This window comes from Clostridium guangxiense, from assembly GCF_021043395.1.
GTDB lineage: Bacteria > Bacillota > Clostridia > Clostridiales > Clostridiaceae > Clostridium_S > Clostridium_S guangxiense.
In genome coordinates this window covers 23,851-48,160 of sequence record NZ_JAJNKE010000027.1, presented here as the reverse complement: position 1 = coordinate 48,160, position 24,310 = coordinate 23,851, and the positions used below count along the sequence as shown (strand labels likewise).

General features: G+C 30.8%; 19 protein-coding genes and 5 tRNA genes. All 24 read right to left on the bottom strand.

Translation table 11 applies throughout. The annotated features are described in order from the left end of the window. Window positions 1-13: 13 nt before the first annotated feature. Window positions 14-1,684: a formate--tetrahydrofolate ligase gene (locus tag LQK79_RS14570; protein WP_053241345.1), complete on the bottom strand. Its 1,671-nt coding sequence runs from the start codon at window positions 1,682-1,684 to the stop codon at window positions 14-16. Window positions 1,685-2,031: 347 nt separating this feature from the next. After that, on the bottom strand, window positions 2,032-3,840 hold the full coding sequence (gene ftsH / locus LQK79_RS14565) for an ATP-dependent zinc metalloprotease FtsH (protein ID WP_053241344.1): 1,809 nt from the start codon (window positions 3,838-3,840) through the stop codon (window positions 2,032-2,034). A gap of 83 nt (window positions 3,841-3,923) precedes the next feature. After that, the gene (hpt, locus tag LQK79_RS14560) at window positions 3,924-4,460 is read right to left on the bottom strand and encodes a hypoxanthine phosphoribosyltransferase (RefSeq protein WP_053241343.1); all 537 of its coding nucleotides are present in this window, start codon (window positions 4,458-4,460) and stop codon (window positions 3,924-3,926) included. Beyond that, the gene (gene tilS / locus LQK79_RS14555) at window positions 4,460-5,848 is read right to left on the bottom strand and encodes a tRNA lysidine(34) synthetase TilS (protein ID WP_053241342.1); all 1,389 of its coding nucleotides are present in this window, start codon (window positions 5,846-5,848) and stop codon (window positions 4,460-4,462) included. Before tilS ends, hpt begins: the two co-directional genes overlap by 1 nt. 333 nt (window positions 5,849-6,181) lie before the next feature. Next, on the bottom strand, window positions 6,182-8,572 hold the full coding sequence (gene spoIIE / locus LQK79_RS14550) for a stage II sporulation protein E (RefSeq protein ID WP_053241341.1): 2,391 nt from the start codon (window positions 8,570-8,572) through the stop codon (window positions 6,182-6,184). A gap of 646 nt (window positions 8,573-9,218) precedes the next feature. Continuing rightward, window positions 9,219-9,295, bottom strand: a tRNA-Met gene (locus tag LQK79_RS14545). Between the two features lie 4 nt (window positions 9,296-9,299). After that, window positions 9,300-9,375 (bottom strand) — tRNA-Met (locus LQK79_RS14540). A gap of 10 nt (window positions 9,376-9,385) precedes the next feature. Then, window positions 9,386-9,475 (bottom strand) — tRNA-Leu (locus LQK79_RS14535). A 13-nt stretch (window positions 9,476-9,488) separates the two neighbouring features. Then, window positions 9,489-9,564, bottom strand: a tRNA-Met gene (locus tag LQK79_RS14530). A 10-nt stretch (window positions 9,565-9,574) separates the two neighbouring features. Beyond that, window positions 9,575-9,664 (bottom strand) — tRNA-Leu (locus LQK79_RS14525). A gap of 308 nt (window positions 9,665-9,972) precedes the next feature. Continuing rightward, window positions 9,973-10,383, bottom strand: a complete 411-nt coding sequence (locus tag LQK79_RS14520; protein ID WP_053241340.1) for a S1 domain-containing RNA-binding protein — start codon at window positions 10,381-10,383, stop codon at window positions 9,973-9,975. Window positions 10,384-10,439: 56 nt separating this feature from the next. Further along, window positions 10,440-10,721: an FtsB family cell division protein gene (locus tag LQK79_RS14515; protein ID WP_053241339.1), complete on the bottom strand. Its 282-nt coding sequence runs from the start codon at window positions 10,719-10,721 to the stop codon at window positions 10,440-10,442. Window positions 10,722-10,814: 93 nt separating this feature from the next. Beyond that, a complete protein-coding gene (gene yabQ, locus LQK79_RS14510; protein ID WP_231017023.1) occupies window positions 10,815-11,198 on the bottom strand; it encodes a spore cortex biosynthesis protein YabQ in 384 nt (127 codons plus the stop codon). A gap of 10 nt (window positions 11,199-11,208) precedes the next feature. Next, entirely contained in the window at window positions 11,209-11,505 is a 297-nt protein-coding gene (gene yabP, locus LQK79_RS14505) for a sporulation protein YabP (protein WP_053241338.1), read from the bottom strand. Between the two features lie 59 nt (window positions 11,506-11,564). Beyond that, window positions 11,565-11,819, bottom strand: a complete 255-nt coding sequence (locus tag LQK79_RS14500) for an RNA-binding S4 domain-containing protein (protein WP_053241337.1) — start codon at window positions 11,817-11,819, stop codon at window positions 11,565-11,567. A 374-nt stretch (window positions 11,820-12,193) separates the two neighbouring features. Next, window positions 12,194-12,469: an HU family DNA-binding protein gene (locus tag LQK79_RS14495; protein WP_053241336.1), complete on the bottom strand. Its 276-nt coding sequence runs from the start codon at window positions 12,467-12,469 to the stop codon at window positions 12,194-12,196. A 95-nt stretch (window positions 12,470-12,564) separates the two neighbouring features. Further along, window positions 12,565-14,025, bottom strand: coding sequence for a bifunctional methyltransferase/pyrophosphohydrolase YabN (yabN, locus tag LQK79_RS14490; protein WP_231017022.1), 1,461 nt, complete (start codon window positions 14,023-14,025; stop codon window positions 12,565-12,567). A 26-nt stretch (window positions 14,026-14,051) separates the two neighbouring features. Beyond that, window positions 14,052-15,587: a putative polysaccharide biosynthesis protein gene (locus LQK79_RS14485; RefSeq protein ID WP_231017021.1), complete on the bottom strand. Its 1,536-nt coding sequence runs from the start codon at window positions 15,585-15,587 to the stop codon at window positions 14,052-14,054. A gap of 69 nt (window positions 15,588-15,656) precedes the next feature. Next, complete coding sequence (gene spoVT, locus LQK79_RS14480; RefSeq protein ID WP_231017028.1) at window positions 15,657-16,208, bottom strand: stage V sporulation protein T; 552 nt, start codon at window positions 16,206-16,208, stop codon at window positions 15,657-15,659. Between the two features lie 126 nt (window positions 16,209-16,334). Next, on the bottom strand, window positions 16,335-17,339 hold the full coding sequence (locus LQK79_RS14475) for a peptidylprolyl isomerase (protein ID WP_231017020.1): 1,005 nt from the start codon (window positions 17,337-17,339) through the stop codon (window positions 16,335-16,337). A gap of 86 nt (window positions 17,340-17,425) precedes the next feature. Beyond that, complete coding sequence (gene mfd / locus LQK79_RS14470; protein WP_231017019.1) at window positions 17,426-20,953, bottom strand: transcription-repair coupling factor; 3,528 nt, start codon at window positions 20,951-20,953, stop codon at window positions 17,426-17,428. A 19-nt stretch (window positions 20,954-20,972) separates the two neighbouring features. Beyond that, complete coding sequence (gene pth, locus LQK79_RS14465) at window positions 20,973-21,536, bottom strand: aminoacyl-tRNA hydrolase (RefSeq protein WP_231017027.1); 564 nt, start codon at window positions 21,534-21,536, stop codon at window positions 20,973-20,975. A 38-nt stretch (window positions 21,537-21,574) separates the two neighbouring features. Further along, window positions 21,575-22,798: a S1C family serine protease gene (locus tag LQK79_RS14460; RefSeq protein ID WP_231017018.1), complete on the bottom strand. Its 1,224-nt coding sequence runs from the start codon at window positions 22,796-22,798 to the stop codon at window positions 21,575-21,577. 86 nt (window positions 22,799-22,884) lie between these two features. Further along, the gene (locus LQK79_RS14455) at window positions 22,885-24,309 is read right to left on the bottom strand and encodes a sensor histidine kinase (protein ID WP_053241335.1); all 1,425 of its coding nucleotides are present in this window, start codon (window positions 24,307-24,309) and stop codon (window positions 22,885-22,887) included. Window position 24,310: the final 1 nt, after the last annotated feature.

The following is a 24,310-nucleotide window of genomic DNA, read 5'->3' as shown; positions in this document are numbered from 1 at the left end:
TAATTTACACTCCTTAAAATAATCCAACTATCGAACCATCCTCAAATATATCCATTTTTTCAGCGGCTGGTATTTTAGGAAGTCCTGGCATAGTCATTATATTTCCTGTTTGCACTACTATAAATCCCGCTCCGTTAGATACCCTTACTTCTTTTACAGTTATTTTAAATCCTTCTGGCCTTCCTAAAAGTGATGGATTATCTGATAATGAATACTGCGTCTTTGCAACACATATAGGTAGTTTATCCAAATTAAACTTTTCTATTTCTTTTACTTGTTTTTCTGCTTGAGTTGTATATTCAACACTATCAGCACCATATATTTCTTTTGCTATTATATTCATTTTTTCTTTTATACTAAGCTTTTCATCATACAAGCATTTGAAATTGCTCTTCTCTTTTTCAAGTACATCTATTACTTGTTTTGCAAGTTCAAGTCCACCTTCTCCGCCTTTTTCCCATACTTCGGCAAGCGCAACTTTAACTCCTAGCTTACTGCAGAATTCCTTTATGTATTTAACTTCTTCATCACTATCACTTATAAATTTATTTATAGCAACAACTACAGGCACACCATACTTTTTAATGTTTTCAATTTGCTTTTCAAGATTTGAAATACCCTTTTTAAGAGCCTCAACATTAGGCGTATTTAATTCATTCTTAGCAACGCCTCCGTGGTGCTTAAGGGCTCTCATTGTTGCAACTATAACAACACAATCTGGGTTTAGATTGCCGTATCTACACTTTATATCCAGGAACTTTTCTGCTCCTAAATCCGCACCAAAACCTGCTTCTGTTACAGCATAATCTCCAAGTTTTAATGCCATTTTAGTAGCTAATATACTATTACATCCATGAGCTATATTAGCAAAAGGTCCTCCATGTATTATTGCTGGAGTATTTTCAAGTGTTTGAACCAAATTAGGCTTTATAGCATCTTTCATTAAAAGAGCCATTGCTCCTTGAACCCTTAAATCCTTACAATATACAGGATTTCCATCAAGGTCATAGGCTACAAGTATATTCCCCATTCTTTCCTTTAGATCCATAAGATTATTTGCAAGACATAATATTGCCATGATTTCAGATGCTACTGTAATCATAAACCCATCTTCTCTTGGGAATCCATTAACCTTTCCGCCAAGGCCTACAACTATACTTCTAAGTGCTCTATCATTCATATCCATGACTCTTTTAAACACAATTCTCCTTTGATCTATTCTCAAAGGATTTCCTTGATGAATATGATTATCTATAGCAGCACATAGTAAATTATTTGCTGAAGTTATAGCATGCATATCTCCTGTAAAGTGAAGATTAATATCATCCATTGGCACCACTTGCGCGTATCCACCGCCAGCTGCTCCACCCTTAATTCCAAATACAGGTCCAAGCGATGGTTCTCTTAATGCAATTACAGTGTTTTTATTCATTTTACACAATGCTTCACCAAGTCCAACAGTTACAGTTGATTTTCCTTCTCCCGCCGGAGTTGGATTTATAGCTGTTACAAGTATTAACTTTCCATCTTTTTTGTCCTTGTTTTTTTGTAAAACATCAAGTGATATCTTACATTTATATTTACCGTATAAGTCAATATCATCTTCTGTGAGTCCAATATTTTTAGCAATTTTAACTACAGGTTCCATTTTAGCTTCTTGAGCTATTTCAATATCAGTTTTCATAAATAAACACCGCCGTTATCCTAACAATATATATTTAACAGCGGAACCTCCCTTCGTTTTATAGCTTTATCAAAAATCACTTTTTAATTATATCACAATAAGTGTAAAAAAATAATGTTTCATCACATTAAATAAAATTTATAAATCTAAAGGGGTACATTTTAAAAATCCTAACAAATTTCAATAACTCACTGTGGTTCAAACAGATTGAAATTTCTAAGTCTTTTTAAAATGTACCCTCTAAAATTTATTAAATTGTTCTCTCAACACTATTTTTTCATCTACGAAAAATTTTTCTTCATTCTAATACGAAAAATGAATTTTATTTTTTAAAGTCCTATATTGCATTAACTGTTTTGGAATATCTCCTCAAACTCATCAGCTTCAATTTTTTCTTTTTCAAGAAGTGCTTTTGCCACACCATCAAGCTTTGACATGTTTTCCTTAAGTAACTTCTCAGCGCTCATGTATGCATCATCAATAAATTTTTTGATTTCGCTGTCAATTTTAGCTGCAATTTCCTCACTAAAGTTTCTATTTGTTCCAAGATCTCTTCCAAGAAATACTTCATCTTGATCTTTACCAAAGCTAATAGTACCAAGTTCTTCACTCATACCATATTCCATAACCATTTTTCTTGCAATACTTGTTGCTCTTTCTATGTCGCTCTTAGCTCCAGTACTTATATCTCCAATTACAAGTTTTTCTGCAACTCTTCCTCCAAGAAGACCAACCATCTCATCAAGAAGTTTGCTCTTAGACATATAAGAACTATCTTTCTCTGGAAGATGCATTGTATAACCACCAGCCATACCTCTAGGAATTATACTTACTTGATGAACAGGATCTCCATTTGGAAGTAATCTTCCTAAAACTGCATGACCTGCTTCATGATAAGCTGTAAGTTTTCTATCTTCTTCATCTATTACTCTACTCTTCTTTTCTGGTCCCATTATGACTCTTTTAACTGCTTCTTCAAGTTCAGTCATTCCTATTGAAGTTTTTTTATCTCTAACAGCTAAAAGTGCTGCTTCATTCATTAAGTTTTCAAGATCAGCTCCTGTAAAGCCAGGTGTACTTTTGGCAAGTACGTCAAGTTTAATATCAGGATCAAGTTTCTTATTCTTTGAATGAACTTTTAATACTGCTTCTCTGCCTTTAACATCTGGTGCACCTACAAAAACCTGTCTGTCAAATCTACCAGGTCTTAAAAGCGCATGATCAAGTATATCTGGTCTGTTAGTAGCTGCAATCACAATTATTCCTTCATTTACTCCAAAACCATCCATTTCAACAAGAAGTTGGTTAAGTGTCTGTTCTCTTTCATCATGACCACCACCAAGTCCTGCACCTCTCTGTCTACCTACAGCATCAATTTCATCTATGAAAACTATGCATGGAGCATTTTTCTTTGCCTGTTCAAATAAATCTCTTACTCTTGAAGCACCAACACCAACAAACATTTCAACAAAATCAGAACCAGATATGCTGAAAAATGGTCTTCCTGCTTCTCCAGAAACAGCTTTGGCAAGTAAAGTTTTTCCAGTTCCTGGTGGTCCTACTAAAAGAACACCTTTAGGTATCCTTGCACCCATTTCCATATATTTTTTAGGCTGCTTTAAAAAGTCAACTACTTCTTCAAGTTCTGCCTTTTCCTCATCGGCGCCTGCAACGTCTTCAAAGGTTATTCGCTTTTTCGTATCATTTGGTGATGTCATTTTAGCTTTACTCTTTCCAAAACCCATGACACCTTTTCCTCCACCACCTTGGGCTTGCTGCATAAACATAACCCAAAGTACTACCATCATTAATATGAGTAGTATATTGGGTATCCAGCTAAACCAAGCTGGAACATTTGTTGGAGGTACATAAGACTCTTCAACTTCTCCATTATTAGGATGATCTGAAAGAAATTGATCTAATCTTTCAAGTGGTACAACTGTTTCAAAAGTTCTTCCATCCTTTAGTTTTCCATCAACTGTCATCTTATCATCTTTCATTTGGAAGCTCTTTATATTATTCTGAGTATATTCTTTTTGAAATTCATTAAAACTTATTATATTGCTGCTTTTTCCTTGTTGAGACAACGCAAATATAGCTGCAATAAACAATATAATTGCTACAATCCAGACCGTAGCACTAGAAATTTTTTTCACTCTAGGCCCCCCTCTCTATGTATAGTTAGTTATTTTAAGATTGTATCACAACACATTTTTGTTTACAATAAAATATATATTAATTATTTATAAATTTCTTCCTTTAAAATACCTATGTAAGGCAAGTTTCTATACTTTTCAGCATAATCAAGTCCATATCCAACTAAAAAATAATCTGGAACTTCAAATCCTATATATTTTACATCTATATCAGCCTTCCTCCTTTCTGGCTTATTTAAAAGTGTTGTTATTTCTACACTATTTGGATTTTTAGCTCTAAGATATTTTTGAAGATATTTAAGAGTAATTCCTGAATCTATTATATCTTCTACTATTAATACATCTTTTCCTTCAACACTAGCATCTAAATCTTTTAATATTTTCACTACTCCTGATGAAGTTGTGGAATTACCATAACTTGATACTGACATAAAATCCATTGTACATGGAATATCTATTTCTTTAGCAAGATTAGCCATATACATTACTGAACCTTTTAGCACTCCTATAAGTATAAGATCTTTTCCTTTATAGTCTCTACTTATATTGTTACCAATTTCTTTAATTTTCTTACCTATTTGCTCCTCATCAATCAATATTTTTTCAATGTCTTCCCTCATTAGTTATCCTCTCTTTCAACTTTTATTTTTAAAATTGCTTTTGTTTTATCATCTATTTTGAAATCTTCACTTATTTTATGCCCTACAATCCATCCTATTTCTCCGTTAAAGCATACAAGTGGAATTTTTATCCTATCTTCACGTGGTATTTTAAGATTAATAAATATATCCTTAAGCTTTTTATAGCTTTTCATGCCAAGGGGCTTAAATTTATCACCATCAATTCTATATCTTATGTTTATACTTTTTCCTACCTTATCCACATCGAAATACTTCACATAATCATCTTGATTTAGTTTTACGCTAACTTTACTCTTTAGCAGCGTAAATTCGAATTTAAAACCACCAAACGATATTACATCTAAATTTTCTATGCTTGCCTCATATATTTTCTTACTATCCATAATATCATTTTCTTTAATTTCAAAACAAATATCTCCATAATTATTGCGTGCAACAATATTATTAGGGAGATCAACCTTTTTACCTGTTCCTATTTTTTCAATATGAATTACATCTGATATATGTTTTTTTTCAATATTATATACATTTCCAGTCAGCTCACTTATGGCTCTTCTTAGTATCCTTGACAAAATAGCTTCATGCTCACAAAAAGCTTCTTTTTTTATTATAATATTTTTCTTACCACGATAACAATAATTATTGTATTTTTTATCTGCAATTTTTTGCATATAGTCATTATCGATGCTTACAATATCACCTAATCTATTCAAGGATGCCACTACATCTTCATTAAAATTACTCATTATGTAAGGTATTAAATCTAATCTAATTTTATTCCTCGTATATAACCTCTCAAGATTTGTCTTGTCTATTCTTGGAGAAATCTCATTGTCAAAGCAGTACTTTTCTATCTCAGCTCTGCTTATATTTATAAGTGGTCTTACAAAGACTTCATCTCTTATTGGTTTTATACCTACCATCCCATCCAATCCAGTACCTCTTATTATCCTCATAAGGATTGTCTCAGCCCTATCATTGGCATTATGTGCAATTGCTATCTTATTTCCACAAAACTTTTTTCTTACTTCTTCAAAGAAATCGTACCTTGCTTCTCTTCCAGCAAGTTCACTAGATAATTTTTTTTCTTTAGCAAGTTTATTTACATCAATTCTTTTTACATAAAAATCTATATGTAGTTTTTTACAAAACGCTCTTACGAACCCTTCATCTTCATCGGCTTCTGCGCCCCTTAGGCAATGATTAACATGAGCTGCGCAGATTTCTATGCCAAACCTATCTTTAATAGAATTTAAAAGATGAAGAAGGCAAATAGAATCAGGGCCTCCAGAAACAGCGGCTACGACCCTATCTCCCTTATTAAACATAGAGTTTCTTTCTATAGTTTCTATAACCTTATTTATCAAAAATAACACTCCCACTTAACCAGAGTAGAGAGTACAGAGTACAGTGATAGATGATTTTCTGTTAACACAGAAAATCTTAAAACTTACTGCTAACATCATTTTGAGATAATGCACAATTGCATTCATTCAACATGCTTAACATCATCTTTTTATAATTTTAGGTTTCTCTGATGTAAGGAAGAGAAATCATCCTTCACTGTACTCTATACTCCGTACTCTTAATGTTTATAAATTACCTGTAAAACATCAAAAGTAGCTTTTAAAGTTTTCATGCACTTTCACGTATGCATATTGCTTTTTCATTATACCACAATTTTAAAAATTACTTTATACTTAATATAAATTATATACTTTATTTACTATTACAGTCATATCGTCTTCTGCCTTTCCATTGCAAAATTCTAAAGCTTTATTTATAATCACATCTGCAAGTTCTTTAGGTTTAGATCCGTCACATTTACTTAAAAAATCTACAATCCATTTAGCTTCGCCTGTATCTTCTTTCTTACAATCCATTACTCCATCACTTATCATAACTATTACATCCCCATTTTGTACATTTTTACTTGTAATTTGAATATCTGCTTTGTCTAGTACACCAATGGGTAATGTCTTTGAATTAATTACTTGAACCTTATTTTTACGCTTTATAAAGCTATTAACTCCACCAACCTTTAAAAAATCAGCATTACCAGAATAAAGGTCTACCTTGCATAGATCAACTGTTGAAAATTTTTCATCTTCATTAAATTTAAGGGTCATAATAGAATTAACAGCATTTATAGCCGTATTTTGATTAAGCCCTGCCATTGTAAACTTTTCTATTAAATCCACAACTGCTTTACTTTCACGCTGTGCCTGTGGTCCATATCCCATACCATCGCTTATTATCATCATATAGTTTCCATCTTTTGTCTTTCCAAAGCTATAACTATCTCCATTTTGTTTTTCACCATTCTTACAAACTCTACTAACATATGATGCTATATAATATTTAGGAGTTTCCTCAAATATTACAGTACATAAATTATTTTCAGGAGATATACTGCAGCCGTCATCTCCAACACACATAATTTTCTCTACTGATCTATTTATAATAGGCAGTACATCCTTAACACAAATTTGCCTTCCTCCGCATGCCGGCATAGTCATTTTTATCATTAATTTATCATTTTTAGAAGTTAGGCATATTAAGTCTTTAAACTCAACATTATTTTTGCTTAAAGCTTTTATTAGCTTTCTTTCCATATCACTATCAATTTTTAGTTCACTTTTAAATTCAGATAATATTTCTTTAATAGATCCTCCCATGTTATTTATCTGTGAGGACATAATTTCTCTTCCTTTGCTTAATTGCATTCTCCACATTTCACTGATAATATAATTATTAACTATATCTTCTGTATTTTTAATAAGTGCTGTTCTCTTTATACATTTCTTTTCTATCTCTTTAGGAATTTTGAATATATTATTTTGGTAGTTTTGGATAAGTTCTTCAAATCCTGCATAAGTATAATAAGTTTCCCTTTTCCAACATATACTTCTCATATTACAGCTTCCACATACCCTATCTGCAAGATTTTCAATGAGTCCACAGCTTTTAGTTTTAAGTGCAAGTTTATCATTATCTGCTAAATTATTTAGTATATTTGACATTGTAAACAAAACTTCAGAAAAACTATCAAGTCTATTCACAAAAATATTCTTTATTTTCTCAATATAATTATCATTTATAATTTCCTGCTTTTTATCCCAGCTAATTTCACTTCTAATTCTTTCATAAACCTTATCTGGTATTATTACAAATGCTGCACTGGTTAAAAAAACCTCTATAAAATTTAAATCTCCATGATCCTTACAATATAAAATTAATATACACAAAATAATAACATATGATGCTCCAGATACTAGCTTTCCTGATTCCTTAAAAATTCCTACTATTAATGCAGCTATACCAAATACACTTATATACACAAGCATATTATCTGTATTCATACCAACTATTGCACCCAAAGCTATACCAGATGCTGCTCCTACTGCACTTCCACTTACATATGCGAGAATTAGTATAAAAAGCATCGATAATGTGTTTCTTATTGATACACCAAAAAGTTCAGTTCCTTTAGTACCTGAAATGGCAATAGAAATCGTTATAGCCATGCTTATGATTTCTTCATTTGAAAAAAGATGTCTAGAATTAATATTATCGAAACATATAATACAGTAATTCAGAATATAATATAATGATACGGTACAAGCCACTTGTATTAAAGAAAATAAAATGGCAGACTCAATAGTTAAATTTAAAATTAAGAACTTAAAAATAGTAAATTCTATAAAAATAGTTGAAAACATAAAAATCAGTTTTTTAATCTTTGTTATTTTGCTTAATGTAAAGGATATAACCCCCATAATTAAAATAGATATTACATACATATGGAAATCCTTAAGTTCACTATGAATAGAAATATATCCAAGTGCAGATGAAATACACGATACCGTATCTATCTTTTTATCAAACTTAAAATTTAAAATTACAATTGTAAAAGCAATTCCAAACGGAGCCATAGAATCTACAATTACAACCCTACTTATAAAAAACGAACTCACTGCAAATAGTATAAGTTTTATCATGAATATTTTGTTTACATTATTAACTTTAGTATCTTTTTTATTTTCCTTAGCAACCCTCTCATAAGTTAATACATTGCTATCGTATTGCATTATAACATCCACCACCCATAACAAACAATTTAGGTTAATTATATCAAAGTGTTCTGGAAATGTTTGTCAATTGATGTTTATTCAAAAAGTTTTTTTAAGACATTTATCCCTACAATACTTATTTACTTATTTTTACTATATATAAAATACTATAAGTTTACATTATGACTAAACATGATTTTTTATTTTTGTATTTTACGTCTTTTTTTACAGTGCTGCATGTGAAATTTAGTATTTTAAAGTACATATACATAGATAGACAACTTGAAAGGTTAAAATGACTAATGCCAAATTAATCCTGTTAAACTGAAAGTTGACGCAATTCACAATGCACAATGCACAGTTCACAATGAAGGACGATTTTTCTCCGCTATGCTTCGAAAAATCCAAAAACTTAATATGCTCAAGGTGCTTAAAATATAGTGCTCAGCGAAACTGACACTATCAAGTTCTAAGATTTACCTGAGCGTAGCAAAAGGTAAATCTACCTTCATTGTGCATTGTGAACTGTGAATTGTGCATTGAGTTAAATTTTAATTTAACAGAATACATTTGGCACTTATAATTTCTATGTTTCAAGTTGTTCATATATATTGTGCTTCTAATTAAGGACATAAAAAAAGACTGTTTTATTCAAACAGTCTTTTGGTAGCGGAAATAGGACTTGAACCTACGACACTTCGGGTATGAACCGAATGCTCTAGCCAGCTGAGCTATTCCGCCATAATGGTTGCGGGGACAGGACTTGAACCTATGACCTTCGGGTTATGAGCCCGACGAGCTACCAACTGCTCCACCCCGCGATATGCTACTTGGTGCCGAAGACCGGAATCGAACCGGTACGATGTGATTAGCATCGCAGGATTTTAAGTCCTGTGCGTCTGCCAGTTCCGCCACTTCGGCATATAAAAACTAATGGTTGCGGGGACAGGACTTGAACCTATGACCTTCGGGTTATGAGCCCGACGAGCTACCAACTGCTCCACCCCGCGATATATTATTTGGTGCCGAAGACCGGAATCGAACCGGTACGATGTGATTAGCATCGCAGGATTTTAAGTCCTGTGCGTCTGCCAGTTCCGCCACTTCGGCATGTCACTCATCAGCGACAATATTTATTATATATGATACATAGACTATTGTCAACAACATTTTTAAACTTTTTTATTTATTTATTAAGAAACCCAAAAATTGTAAGTTTCAAGTTGTTCATCTATAGGAGCATGTGAAAAATATAGGTATTCTTTTTTACGAGCCGCTCATAAGGCTTTATGTGCTGTATAGTAAAACCTATAGAATACCTTTTTTCACATCCTCCTATATACATATATTAATTTAAGGCAAAATTTAAGAGGGTATTAAACCCTCTTAAATAGATATGCTTCCCTTTAAAAGCCATCTTAATTACTTGAATTTTTTCTATAACCTCTAGCTCTAGAATCTTGATGTTTCTTTAAATCCTGAAATTTTTCTTCACTGTCCTTTAAAAATTTTGATAATTTATCCTCAAAATTAACAGTTGGCTGTGGCTTACTTTTCTTTACCCAATCTATCTCAATTGGTCTTGCTGATTTCTTAGGTGCAGAAGCTTGTTTTATCGATAAACTTATTTTTCCATTGTCATCTACGGAAAGAACTTTAACTTTTACTTTATCCTTTTCCTTTAAATATTCTCTTATATCCTTAACAAATGAATCTGCCACCTCGGATATATGAACAAGTCCAGTTTTTCCATCTACTTCAACAAAAGCTCCAAAATTGGTGATATTAACAACAGTACCTTCTAAAATACTTCCTGCCTTTAAGGTCATATTAAAAAGACTCCTCCTTGATTTTATATTGTGTATGTTAATTATAATTTATTAAGCTATTTATTTTTTTCACTTGAATCCATTACAGGAGTTTCACCTTCTTTTATAAGACCCAATCTTTCCCTTGCGAGCTTTTCAGTATATTTATCAGTCTTAGTAAGTTTAATTTGATCCTGTAATTTTCTATTCTCACTGCTAAGCTTATCTACGGTTTCCTGTTTAGTCTTTATGTCATTTTTTATTCTTAACATAGTGAGTTCTTGATTAACAAATATATATCCTATATTTATAATAAAAACCATAAGTATTATAATTTTTAGTTTTGACTTTTTACTCATAAATAAAACTCTCCTCTAGAGTTAAAACTTAATACCCATATATACATTTTAAAAGCTTTTTTAGATTTATTCAAGCTATTTATTAACTAATTTTTATTTTTTATTTAAGAATATTGATTCAAAAATGAAAATTATAAAATTTACAATAATTCTAGTAAGTTTCATTAACTTTCTTATTATAGTATCAACAGCCTTTACATACCCACGGCTTATTACCTTAACATAAAAAATTATTCCTAATATCATAAATACATATACATAAATATTTATGTAAGCTTCATTTGTATACAATAAGAATGCAAATACAATAAATCCGCATAAAATAAGAAATATTATGTCTTGTATAAAAACCAAAATTCTATTTACTTTTTTTATATTTCTTATAACTCTATATAAATCAAAAAGTCCTGCGACTACAATTCCTGCTATGAAATTGCATAATAAAAAAACAAACTGATCATATATAGTCAAAATCATAATTTATTACCTATCTAAATAATCTTGACAAAATACTATCTTTATTATGCTTATCCTCATTGCTGTTATATACGCAGGAATTGACTACTCCAATTATAACTATATCTCCATTTTGTACATCCAATTTATTCATTTTAAGTTCTCTTCCTCTAATAACAAGTGAACCTACATTAGTATTAAGTATAATTTGCTCATCATTAAAGCTGACAACTTCACTCACACCTGTCAATAAAAGCTTTTTTCTATTTTCTATAGTCATAAGACTTTTCTTACTATTATCAGTATTTGATTCTTTTTTTGATTCCATACCAGATTACCTCCTATTCTACTTTTTAATATATATGTAGAATATTCGCAAGTTATAACCTAAATTTCTTCACCTGATATTACCTCATACATTTGTTTTGCTTCTTCTTTAAGTACATGGCTTGAAATATTTAAAATTTTAGCTTTTAATACCTTTGAAGCATATCTAATTTCTATTACATCTTCTTCTTTCACCTCTGTACTTGGTTTTGCAACCTTTCCATTTATAGATACTCTTCCACTTTCACAAGCTTCTTTAGCAACAGTTCTTCTTTTTATTATTCTTGAAATTTTCAAGTATTTATCTAGTCTCATTTTTTCCTCCCAATCGTTATTATATGATTTAAACAAATATTCAGTGAAACCATATTTAATTCAGTTTACAATACACAATGCGCAATAAAAAATAATTTTCTTTCATTTCACCATAGAAAATTTAAAATCTTATTAATGCTTATTCCAAACTTTTAAAATCACCTATATTTATTTCGTTCAGCAAAGCTGAGCATCATTAAGTTTTAAGATTTATCTGACTGTAAGAAGGATAATGGGCTCCGCCCAAACCTCGTGTATTTTTATGAGTGCCTATTTCTTGTTCTAGAAGGATAATGGGCTCCGCCCAAACCTCGTGTAGGATTATACTTAAAAATCCCGGATTAACCGGGATTTTTAATTTGTGCCTAAATTTATTATTTATTTACTCTCTCTTTAAATTCTTTTCCTGCTTTAAATACTGGTACAGTAGACGCTGGTATTGTTATTTCTTCTTTTGATCTTGGGTTTCTACCCTTTCTTTCAGCTCTTTCTCTAGTTTCAAAAGTTCCGAAACCAACTAATTGAACCTTTTCATTTTTCTCTAAAGATTCTTCAATACTTTCTATAAATGCTTTTAATGCTGTCTCTGCATCTTTCTTAGTTAAATTTCCTTTTTCTGCTATACTAGCTATTAATTCTGCTTTATTCACTTTTGTTACCTCCTTAAATTTTAAGAGTATGCTTAACTATACATTAGCATATTCTGCATTAATTATAAAAATCCTTCTTTCGAAAGATATTTTTATTAAATTTTGTCTTTTTCAATTGATTTGCTCTTATTCCAAAGATCATCCATTTGCTTTAATGTCATGTCCTCTAATCTCAAGTTATTATTACAAGCTTCGTTTTCTATGTACTCAAAGCGTTTTATAAATTTATCTATAGTATAATTTAATGCAAACTCACTATCAATGTCAAGAAATCTAGCAACATTTACTACAGAAAATATTAAATCTCCAACTTCTTCTAATATTCTATCCTTTTTGCTAGCATTATATTCATTTTTTACCTCATAAAACTCCTCTAAAACCTTGTTAAATACACCTTCAATGCTGTCCAAATCAAATCCAACTTTTGCAGCTTTCTTTTGAACCTTATCTGCCCTCATAAGTGCTGGCAAAATTTTAGGTACATGTTTTAATTCATCAGTATGAGATTTTAATCCTTGCTCATTTTTCTTTATTTCATCCCACTTTTTAATTACGTCTGAAGATGTTTCACAGTTTGAATCTCCAAATACATGGGGATGCCTATATATCATTTTACTGCATATACCAGATATTATATCATTGATATTATACATTCCTTCTTCTTTTCCAAGTTGAGCATGAAAAACTATCTGAAAAAGTACATCTCCAAGTTCTTCAATAACCATATTATCGTCATTTTTTTCAATAGCTTCAACAACTTCATAACTTTCCTCAATCATAGATTTCTTTATAGATTCATGCGTTTGTTCTCTATCCCATGGACAACCATCACTGCTTCTAAGCTTCTCCATAATATCAAGTAAGTCATAGAAATCTTTATTGTTTTCTACATCACGTGGTATATATATCGATGTCAAATAATCTATATCTCCCTGCCTATCAAGCTCATACAAAGGCATTGTGCGTATACTCTCTGTATCTTTTACTCCTGCGGCTCTTATAAAATATATTTCTGTATCATCTTTATAATACTCAAGCAGCGCTAATTTTACATCTGATGCAATAAACTTATTATACACTTGAGTTACTATTAGTCCTATTCTTTTATCTAAAATTTGATTTTTTATATCAAACGCGTCTATTATTTTAAGACCTCTAACTGGATCTATTTGAAGTCTTTCCATGACAACATCTATAAAACTTACTGCAGGAAGTACTTCTGCTTCTATGTTTTGTTTTTTACATAATTTTAATAATATCTCGACAGACTTTTCTGCAACAAGAGGATGCCCTGGGACCGCATAAACCACTTCTCCAGCTTCGGAATATCTTTTTATTATATCTTCAGCTATAGAACTATACACATCATCAAAGCTTTCACTTTTCTCATACTTTTCATCATAAGTTTGAAATGCTATGCCCATTTCTTTTAGATACTTTACTGTAGGATGTTTTTCTGTTCTTAGAATAACATTACTACTGCTTTTTAGCAGTTCTAAGGTACCAAAAGTAATTGCATCCTTCGATCCAGGTCCAAGTCCAACAATTTTAATCACTAAAACTTCTACCTCTTTTCCTTTATTTATCCTTTAACAAATCTTCGTTTAATATCGCTATAATTAAATACTCCAAAAACAATAATTAATATAAAATAAATTATAACACCTGAAAGCACAGATATGCCACAACTTATTATATTATTCATTGTTTTATTATAAACATACGTATAAATAAATACAACACTTATTATCATAATAATTGAGGCATAAGCAGGTTTTATTAAAATATCATAGTATTTAGGCTTAATTTTTAACTTTATACTGAACGCTGCTACATTTAATATAGTAGCAACAAAATATCCAATTATAGTCCCTATTACAGCTCCATAAACATTTATATTGGGTGATGGCACTAAATGTATAGTTATAAATACCTTAACCACACAGCCTATAAATAAATTTATTACAGGCAATAAATACTTTCCTACACCCTGCAATATCGCTGTAGTTGTTTGAAATAAAATTATAAATGGTATGCTAATACTTAAATATTTTAAAATATCGCTTCCTGCTGAGTGTCCTGGAAATATTAATCTCATTATTGGATTTGACATAAAAAATAGCCCTAAAAAAGATGGTATTGCTATTACCATTGACATTCTTAATGCTGTGTCAACTTTACTTATTAGTTGAAATTTTCTTTTTAAAATAAACGCTTCTGAAATCATTGGCACAATAGAGATACAAAGCGCCATTGATAATGTAAGAGGAACATTAACAAGCACAAATGCTTTTCCTGTAAGTTGTCCATATAGCTCAGTAGCCTGCCTATAATCAAATCCTGCTTTAAGCAAATTTTGAGGTACAAGAATAGAATCTAAAAGACTCATTATACTTCCTACTGCGGAACCAAGTGACACTGGAATAGCTATACATATTATTTTAGTTAAAATAGAACTATCATTTTTAATTTTTATTTTTCCCAATTGTTTTTCAGCTTTAATGTACTTGTAAAATAAATATATTCCAGCCATTATAGCTCCAAAAGTTGCCCCAAAAGCTGCTCCACCTGCCGAATACTCTACTCCTTTATTTAAAAATAGATATGCTAGTCCAACTCCTACAATTACCCTTCCAATTTGCTCTAGTATTTGAGATATAGCCGTAGGTGTCATATTCTGAAGTCCTTGAAAGAAGCCTCTAAATGGGCTTACTATAGATATAAATAGCGGTGCAAAAGCTATCCCCATCAGTGAATATAATGCATGGCTGTCCCAATTGAGAAATCTTACAAGTTCTTTAGAAAATGCTAAAAGGAATAGTGTAAATCCTCCTCCAAGCATAACCATAAGAATAATGGCTTTTCTAAGTATTAATATTATTCCCTCTGTATCTCCAACTGCATTTCTCTCTGAAACCATTTTAGACACAGCTACAGGTATTCCAGATGCTGCAGCAATAAAAAATGTATACAACGGATATGACATTTGGTAATATCCTATTCCATCATCACCTATAAGCATAACAAGGGGAAACCTAAAAAATAATCCCAAGAATTTCGCAATTATGCCTGCTATACCTAATATAAAAGTGCCTTTTATTAAAGATTGTTTTTTCATATTAAAATACCTCCAAAATTTCTATAAGTATTAATATTTAAATTTTAGAGGTATTATTACTATATTATATTATTGTTCCATTTGTTTTCCTAAAAATAGTGCTGCTGTTTCCGCCATTTTCTCTTCCATCTCTCCAAATTTTGCATCTTCATCCTTTGAAAAAATAACTACTGCACCCACAGCATCACCCTCTGCTATTATTGGAGCAGCAACTTGTGCCGTATATTTTCCTTCTGCCTCATCTTCATCATATAATGGCATTGGCTTTCCTTCCTCAGCCATATTAAATGACTTTCTTTCATCCATTAAGCTTTCAATTTCGTCGCTTACTCTCTTATCAACATATTCCTTTTTAGCTGATCCACTAACTGATATTATTGCATCTTTATCGCAAATTGCTACCATTTGCCCTATTGAAGAATTTAATGATTCTGCATACTCCTTTGCAAAATCGTTAAGCTCATTTATAGGTGAATATTTTTTTAAAATAACTCCCCCTTCTCTATCTGTAAATATTTCTAAAGGATCTCCTTCTCTTATCCTAAGAGTTCTTCTTATTTCCTTTGGTATTACAACTCTTCCAAGATCGTCTATACGTCTAACAATACCTGTTGCTTTCATCACTTGTTTCCCTCCTAAATTTTTTTTACATTTATAGTATCCAACTTATTTTGAAATTTTATGCATATATGCATAGTTTTCTTTATAAAAAAATCCATAGAAGTTACCTTCTATGGATTTTTTTATTTATAGATTTTTTTCGTATTTAGTTATCTTAGCCGCTTTTTTCCATTTAGTAATAGTATCTTGTAACTTAGTTTGTTGTTTTTGTTTTAAAAGAGTGCTCTTTATATCTGCTTTAACTTTATCAAATGCCTTTACAGGATACTCTGTTTTCTTTACACACTTTATTACATGCCATCCAAATTGAGTTTTAACTGGCTGACTAACTTCTCCAGCTTTTAATTTCCATGCTGCTGCCATAAAAGTTGCATCGTAATTTGTATCACCTTGTTGTATATCTCCTAAACTTCCACCCTTATCCTTTGAGCCAGTATCAGTGGATACCTCTTTAGCTATTTTAGCAAAATCTTCTCCATTTTTTATTCTTGTTTCAACCTTTTTAGCTTCATCTTCAGTTTTAAGTAAAATATGTGATACATTAATTGTGTTTGTTTTTTCTGTATAGCTGCTTTGATTCTTTTCATAATATGATTTTGCAGCTGAATCACTTATGCTTATTCCCTTATATATGTAATTTAGGACTTTTTGTTCTATTATACCGTTTTTCATTTGTTCTTTAAGCTCATCTTCTGTATAACCAGCCTGCTTTAATGCTGATTTCCACTCAGTATCTGTTTTATATTGTTTCTTAGCTGAATTATATTGAGACGTTACTTGTTTATTTAATTCCGAATCACTTGGCATTAACTTAAGCTCTTTTGCTTTCTGTAAAAATAACACTTCAGTTATTTTACTATCAAGCAATTGCCCTTTTTGCTGGTTTAATGCATTCATTGCTTCTTCATTACTTGTGTAATTAGTTCCATACTGCTGCTCAATACTTGCAATTACTCCAGATTGCTTTACAAGCTTGTCAATTTCTCCTTTTGTTACCTTTTCATCGTTTACTTTCGCTACCACTTGTTTTGAAATTCCTTCAGGTGTCTTTTCTATCATATCGCATCCGGCAGCTGAAAATACAAACATTCCTAGCATTAATGCACTTATGATCTTTTTAGCACTTTTCATAAATTTACCTCGCTTTTCTAATTATTTATTTAATTAAGTTTCATATTAATAACTTTATTATGCACAAATTTTATTTTATCATAAAATTACTTTGTTTCAACTATGGACTTCATATATTGTAAAAGTTCTTTTAATTTTTTTATCATCTCATCTCTTTTTATATTCTTCAAACTATACAATATTATCGGCTTTTCACCCATTTTAAACACAATTTCCTTGCTATAATTCTGAAGTAACCCTTTTATTAAACTTTCGTTAATTTTTTCATTATTTTCAAATTGAAGTTCTATTTGCGTATTCTTATCCTTCACTTCAAGTATTCCAAGGCTGCTTGCGATGCTTCTTAAATATGCTATATCTATAAGATTATTAACCGCCTCTGGTATATCTGAAAATCTATCTTGTAATTCTTCTTGAACCTCCATCATTTCATCGTATGAATCTATAGCTGCTATCTTCTTATAAATAGAGATTTTCTGAGTTTCATCTTGTATATATGAAGAAGGAATATATGCATCCACTTTAAGATCAACGGTTGATTCTACAGGTTCTTCATCTATTTCTCCCTTTATTTGCTTTATAGTATTTTCAAGCATTCTACAATACAAATCATATCCTACTGATGCCATATGACCATGCTGGGCAGAACCCATTATATTTCCTGCTCCTCTTATTTCGAGATCCTTCATAGCTATTTTAAATCCTGAACCAAGCTCTGTGAACTCTTTTATAGCTTTAAGCCTTTTTTCTGCAACTTCTGTTAAGATTTTATTTTTTCTATAAGTGAAGTAAGCATATGCCATTCTATTTGTTCTTCCAACTCTTCCTCTAAGTTGATAAAGCTGTGAAAGCCCCATTTTATCTGCATCATATATTATCATAGTATTTACATTTTGAATATCAATACCTGTCTCTATTATTGTTGTACATAGCAGTAAATCATATTCATTATTTCCAAATTCAATCATAACTTTTTCAAGTTCTCTTTCTGTCATCTGCCCATGCGCTATAGCAACTCTTGCTTCTGGTATCAATTTTGAAATATTAGAACTCATTTCCTTTATATTTTCAACCCTATTATAAACAAAAAATACCTGTCCTTTTCTGCTTATTTCTCTCATTACAGCATCTCTTATAAGCTGATCATTGTATTCAACTACATATGTCTGAACAGGGTATCTCTCCTCTGGTGCAGTTTCAATAACGCTTATATCTCTAACTCCAGTAAGCGACATATGAAGAGTTCTTGGAATAGGTGTCGCAGATAGAGTAAGTACATCTATATTCTTTTTAAACTGTTTTAATTTTTCCTTATGAGTCACTCCAAATCTTTGCTCCTCATCTATTATTAAAAGTCCTAAATCTTTAAATTTTATTTCCTTATTAAGTATCCTATGAGTTCCAATTATTATATCTACATTTCCTTCTTTAAGCGCCTTTAATGTAACTTTTTGCTGCGCAGCTGTTCTAAATCTGCTTATCATATCAACCTTAACTGGAAAATCTGAAAACCTTTTTACAAAGTTATTATAATGTTGTTCAGCTAAAATTGTGGTTGGAACTAAAAACGCTACCTGCTTACCATCCATTACACATTTAAATGCAGCTCTTATTGCCACTTCTGTTTTTCCATAACCAACATCGCCGCAAATTAATCTGTCCATTACCTTTCCAGTTTCCATGTCTTTTTTTATTTCTTCTATAGCAAACATTTGATCAGGAGTTTCATTGTAAGGAAATTCTTCTTCAAATTGCTTTTGCCAAACAGTATCCTTGGAAAATTTAAATCCATTTACCGTAGACCTTACTGCATACAATTTCACAAGTTCTTCAGCAATTTCATTTATTGATTTTCTTACTTTATTTTTAGCTTTATTCCACTCATTTCCGCCAAGTTTATTTACTTTAGGAGCCTTTCCTTCACTTCCAACATATTTTTGAACTAAATCAAGCTGTTCTACTGGAACATAAAGTTTATCATCTAAAGCATAGCTAAGTGTAAGATAGTCTTTTTTATGTCCTTGAACATCAAGCTGCTCTATTCCCTTAAATACACCTATTCCATGATTAACATGTACAACATAATCTCCTGGTTTAAGTTCAGTAAAACTCTTTATCTTGCTTACACCTTTTTGATTTTTTCTTGTTTTATTTTTTTTCTTCTTTTTAGACTCTCCAAATACCTCTTTATCTGCTATTAAACAAAGCTTAAGTTCAGGATATTCAAATCCCTTAAGCTGGCTGCCATACGTAACTACAACTTCACCACAATTTATTTCAGAAACATCATCCCGATATACACTTTCAATTTTTAAATCCCTTAAAGTATCAACCAACCTTTGCCCTCTAGCTTTAGTACCACTAAGTATTAATATTCTATAATTATTTTTCTTTTTTTCTTTTATATCATTTATTAAAAGTTCCATTTGCCCACGATAACTCAAAAGAGTAACTTCCTTGAAATAAAAGCTTTTGCTTGTTAAATTTTTATCAGTTGAATTTTCAAGAGAAAACATTTTCACAACTTTTTCTTCATTTAGCATAATCCATAGGTGATCTTTAGAAATAACCATATTACCTTGTCCTGGAAGTATATCACCTCTTTGTAAAAATCCATTATAATTCTCTTCAAATTCATAATAAGCACTTTCAATTTTGCCTCTACATCTTTCAAAATCATCTATAAAGATAACCGCATCTTTCATAAAATCAAAAAATGACGATGTGCTCTTAAAAAAGTAAGGCATAAAACTATCTATAGTTTCAAATCCACCTTTTTCTTTAAGACTTTCTAGATTATATTCAATAGTCTTTTTTAGCCTTTCTGCATTTTCTTTTTCATCTTTATTTAAAAATGCCTTTAATGAAGTTTGTAGTTCTTTTTCTATTTTTTCATATCCATATTTTATATTTTCATCTGGAAGCACTATTTCTTTTGCCGGAAAAATTTCTATTTTATTAACCTTTTCTATGCTTCTCTGAGATTCGGTATTAAAGCTTCTAATTGAATCGATCTCATCTCCAAAAAGTTCAATTCTGTATGGTACTACAGACGTTGGTGGGTATACATCAAGTATTCCTCCTCTTACAGAAAATTGACCTTTGGCATCTACGCATTCAACCCTATCATATCCCGATTGAACAAGTTTTGTTATAAAATCATCTAGATTTAAGTTTGCTCCAAGTGAAAGTTTAAAAGTATATTTTCTATATAAGTCTACTGGTATATATGTAGAAATTAAAGCTTCAGCACAGGTTACTATTATCTTCTTCCCTTTAGAAAGCATGTGCTTTATAACGTTTAACCTTTCCCATCTCAAATCACCAGATATTGCATATATATTGTAGAAAACTATCTCTTTAGTAGGAAAATAATAAACATTTGACATATACAAAGACAAATCTTCATATATTTTTTTAGCCTCAATATCACTATCTGTAATCACCAAAAATGGGCTATCTGTTTCTTCATACAGCCCGCTTATAAGATAGCTTTTTCCTGATTCGGAGATTCCACATAGCTCTATAGGGAACTCACGATTTTTTATATTAAGAACAGCATCTTGAAATCTCTTATCACTTTTCAAAGGCTGCATAAGCCCTTTAAGTCTCATCTTAACACCTCTAAATTTATTAAACTTCAATGCAATTAAATTTATTCATAGCACTTTCAACATCTTTGTCTATAATAAGTTCAACTGCATCGCAAGTTATTTTAAAAATTTTTTCCACTTTTTTCCTATCTTCATCACAAAAATGCCCAAGAACATGTTTTACAAGATCACCTTTAGGCTGTCCAACACCTATTTTCACCCTTGTAAATTCATCTGAAGATAAATTCTGTATAATATTTTTAATTCCATTATGCCCTCCAGCACTTCCCTTTCTTCTTATCCTAAACCTACCAACCTCAAAGCTTATATCATCATAAAGCACTATGATATTTTCCTTCTTTATTTTGTAAAAATTCACAGCTTCTACAACACTTTCTCCACTTAAATTCATGTATGTTGACGGCTTTAAAAGTATAACTTTATTTTCTCCTATATTTAAGCTTCCATACATTCCTTTAAACTTAGCTTTATTTATAGAAACATTGAACTTATCTGCTAAGGCATCTATTGCATCAAAACCAATGTTATGTCTAGTGTGTGCATACTCCTCTCCAATATTTCCAAGTCCAACTACTAAAAACATATTATTTATCACTACTTTCATTACTTAAATTATTAAATTTATTCTTTATTTTCAGATAATACAACTTCACACTTTATATATTTACCCTTTCTATATACTTTACATGGTATTTTATCTCCAATCTTTTTATCCTGAATTATATCTCTTATATCATCAATACTTGTTACTTTAACTCCATCTAGTTCAACTATTATATCATCTGCTTTTATTCCAGCCTTTGCGAGTCCACTTCCACTAACAACTGATTTTACGTAAGCTCCTTGAATTCCATTGTTTTTATCAGCAAGTGCTGTTCCTCCAACTACTCCAAGAAATGGCCTTGTTACTTTTCCATTCTTTATAATTTCATCTATTATTTTTTTTGCTTCATTTACTGATATTGCAACACTCATGCCAGAATCAGCATATTTATCTCCAAGTTTAAGACTATTTATTCCTATTACTTCTCCGTTTTCATTGCATAACGCTCCACCGCTGTTACCTTGATTTATTACCGCATCTGTTTCAATAATTTTATATTTTGAAATCTCCCCATTTGTATCGTCTGGCAAATTTATATCTTTATTTATAGCACTTATAACACCTGATGTAACAGAGCCTTGAAATTCTTGTCCTAAGGGATTTCCAATAGCAATAGCACTATCTCCAATCTTAATCTTTGAAGAATCTCCAAATACTGCTGCAGGCAAATTACGTGAATCTATTTTAATTATAGCTAAATCAGACAAATTATCATATCCAATGAGTTTAGCCTTAAATACATTACCGTTTTTTCCATTAGGCAATTTAACAGTTATAGCACTTTGATCTTGTATAACATGGTAATTAGTTACAATATACCCATCTGACCTTATTATTATTCCAGAACCTACATACTCTTGGCTTTTTCCATCAAATCCATTTAAACTATTTTTTACTCCAACAACTGACGGTCCTACTTCCTGTGCAACTTTATTTATTGAATTTTCAGTTACCGAAGTATCACTATTAGTATTATTGCTACTTAACGCTTTCTTTTTCTGAAATATTGGAGTATTGCTTTTCACCAAAGAATCTGAGTACTTAACATTAACAATATACGCAGCCGTAACAGCACCAGAAATAGACGCAACAGCTATCATAAAAACAAATTTTAGTGCTGATCTTAACCTAGTCTTATTTCTGTTTTTCTTGAACTTAATTTGACCCAAACTGCTATCGCTGTCTTCTATATTCACTTCTCTCCAGTCAACATCCTTTATTTCATTATCATCGTTTGGCAATTAGTGCACCCCCATATAGGATTATTTATTATATTATAAGCTTAGTAGTTTAAAGAATTATGAATAAATTATTATAATTCAATAAATTAAGTTACTAATTTAAGTGAAAAAGTAAACTCAACTCCGCCCTCTTTTTTATTTTCAACATGTATATCCTCACCATGTTGTGTAAGTATACTTCTTACAATAGGAAGTCCAAGACCAGTACTCATCTTAGTAGTACGTGATTTATCTGATTTATAAAATCTATTCCATATATGCTTAAAATCCTCTTCATTAATTTGGGGACCATTATTATAAATTGATATATATGCTTTATTTGACTTTCCTCTTGTGGTTATTACTACTTTTCCATCATCATTTACATACTTTATAGCATTATCTATAAGATTAGTTAAAACTTGATTTATTCTGTCTTCATCACCTAAAACATACAAGGCATCAGAATTAAAGCATACATCAACCTTTAGTTTCTTTTCATTTATTTTTGTTTCAAATTTAATTACAGTATTCTTTATCATCTCATTAATATTTAATTTTACAATATTTAATTTTAAATGCCCAGCCTCCATAGAAGATAAATCAAGTAAATCATTTACAAGCCTTGTAAGCCTATTTATTTCATCATAAGTTAAAGATAAATAATATTTTTCTCTGTCCTGAGGTATTATTCCATCAAGTATACCGCCAATAAATCCTTTTATAGAGGTTATAGGTGATCTAATCTCATGAGATACATTTGATATAAATTCTCTTCTATTATTTTCTACTTTTTCAAGAGAATCTGCCATAAAATTAAAGGATTCCGCAAGTTCACCTATTTCATCATCTGATTCAATACCTACCCTTTTGTCAACTTCACCTTTTGCTATTTTTCTTGCAACACTATTAATTTCTCCTAAAGGTTTAATTATAATTTTTTGAGAAAAATAATAAATTACAAAGCATGCTGCGATTATTGCCAATATAGCTGATATCCATATTATTATATATACTCTTCTAAGTGGATGCTTAATGTCAGTAACGGAGGTATTTATCATTATAATTCCTTCAAATGTACCATTATAAGTTATAGGAATTTCATAAGTATGAACAGCTTTGTCAAATATCCCGTTATAGACATTAGTATTCTCCACCATTTTACCGCTTTTTATATCCTTTATATCCTTACTTACAATTTGCTTTCCTATCAATTTATCATACTGGGGATTGGATGTTGCATGAATATAACCATACATATCCATAATAAACATATCTGCTTTTATATCTGCACTTAAGTATCCTGATAACTCTTCAAGAGTATCATTGGTTCTTTCCTGTGATATATTGCCTGCAAAATATTGAAGGGCTACGGTCCTCACAAATTGAGATTGGCTTACTATTTGATTTCTTCTTTGAGTTAAGTAGTAATTTTGAAACCAAAATGATAAAATAGCTGAAGTCACTACAAAACTAAGTGAAATAATTATGGTAAAGGCTGCTATCATTTTAGAAAACAATCCATTTTTCATG

Bases quoted from the DNA above. Each gene is read 5' to 3' on its own strand.
- LQK79_RS14570 (WP_053241345.1), bottom strand. From the start codon at position 1,684: ATGAAAACTGATATTGAAATAGCTCAAGAAGCTAAAATGGAACCTGTA.
- hpt (WP_053241343.1), bottom strand. From the start codon at position 4,460: ATGAGGGAAGACATTGAAAAAATATTGATTGATGAGGAGCAAATAGGT.
- spoIIE (WP_053241341.1), bottom strand. From the start codon at position 8,572: ATGCAATACGATAGCAATGTATTAACTTATGAGAGGGTTGCTAAGGAA.
- LQK79_RS14520 (WP_053241340.1), bottom strand. From the start codon at position 10,383: ATGACCTTAAAGGCAGGAAGTATTTTAGAAGGTACTGTTGTTAATATC.
- LQK79_RS14515 (WP_053241339.1), bottom strand. From the start codon at position 10,721: ATGAGTAAAAAGTCAAAACTAAAAATTATAATACTTATGGTTTTTATT.
- yabQ (WP_231017023.1), bottom strand. From the start codon at position 11,198: ATGATTTTGACTATATATGATCAGTTTGTTTTTTTATTATGCAATTTC.
- yabP (WP_053241338.1), bottom strand. From the start codon at position 11,505: ATGGAATCAAAAAAAGAATCAAATACTGATAATAGTAAGAAAAGTCTT.
- LQK79_RS14500 (WP_053241337.1), bottom strand. From the start codon at position 11,819: ATGAGACTAGATAAATACTTGAAAATTTCAAGAATAATAAAAAGAAGA.
- LQK79_RS14485 (WP_231017021.1), bottom strand. From the start codon at position 15,587: ATGAAAAAACAATCTTTAATAAAAGGCACTTTTATATTAGGTATAGCA.
- spoVT (WP_231017028.1), bottom strand. From the start codon at position 16,208: ATGAAAGCAACAGGTATTGTTAGACGTATAGACGATCTTGGAAGAGTT.
- LQK79_RS14475 (WP_231017020.1), bottom strand. From the start codon at position 17,339: ATGAAAAGTGCTAAAAAGATCATAAGTGCATTAATGCTAGGAATGTTT.
- mfd (WP_231017019.1), bottom strand. From the start codon at position 20,953: ATGAGACTTAAAGGGCTTATGCAGCCTTTGAAAAGTGATAAGAGATTT.
- pth (WP_231017027.1), bottom strand. From the start codon at position 21,536: ATGTTTTTAGTAGTTGGACTTGGAAATATTGGAGAGGAGTATGCACAC.
- LQK79_RS14455 (WP_053241335.1), bottom strand. From the start codon at position 24,309: ATGAAAAATGGATTGTTTTCTAAAATGATAGCAGCCTTTACCATAATT.